The sequence below is a fragment of the Pseudomonas sp. EL_65y_Pfl2_R96 genome (assembly GCF_963970905.1).
Classification (GTDB): Bacteria; Pseudomonadota; Gammaproteobacteria; order Pseudomonadales; family Pseudomonadaceae; genus Aquipseudomonas.
Map to the genome: position 1 here is coordinate 1 of NZ_CAXAQH010000127.1, position 699 is coordinate 699.

Here is a 699-nt window from a genome sequence, read left to right on the forward strand (position 1 = left end):
GAACTCGACGCGGATGATGCGGCAATCAAGGCGGCGAGGAACTGTCTATGAGCCTGGACCGCTGCATCCCCGGCATGGTCGAGCGTGGGGAAATCACGCCCGAAAAGGGCCGCGAAATGGCTGGGCTCTATGGGGAGCTTGAGCAGCAATTCCGCCGCCAGTTTGGCGACCAGGCGGCGGCGGCGATGGCAACCGATGCCACGTTGAAAGCGCTTGAGGCAGAGGCGATCCGTAAGCGGCGCGTGGCGCTTGCCCAGGTGCAGGCGCAAAAGGGCGCGCTCAAGAATATGGAGACCTATGGCGGCGGTCGGGGCGGCGGGCCGATCGACCCCAAGGCAGCGGTGGCGATGTTCGCGCCCGACCCGAATGCGGTGTATTCGAGCGTAGAGGGGCGCAGGCGCGCGATCCGGGCGCGCAGCCATGCGATGATGTCCGAAGTGCTGGCGAAGCATCACACGGGCGTCCTGGGCGAAGTGCGTGACAAGGCCGGGCTGGAGCAGCTCGTGCGCGAGCGTTTCGGCGAGGACAGCGGATCGGCGAGCGCGCGGCAATTGTCCGATGCGGTCGAACGCACGTTCGAGATGTTGCGCACGCGCGCCAATGCGGCAGGCGCATCGATCGGCAAGCTGGAAAAATGGGGCCTGCCGCAAGCGCATGACACGCGGGCGGTGCGCGCGGCCGGGTTCGACGCGTGGCACG

At 67.2% G+C, this 699-nt stretch carries 1 protein-coding gene; it reads left to right on the forward strand.

What is annotated here, in order from left to right; genetic code table 11:
• Positions 1 to 47 precede the first annotated feature (47 nt).
• The coding region (locus AACY49_RS29795) for a hypothetical protein (protein WP_339527774.1) at positions 48 to 699 on the forward strand (652 nt) is incomplete at its 3' end.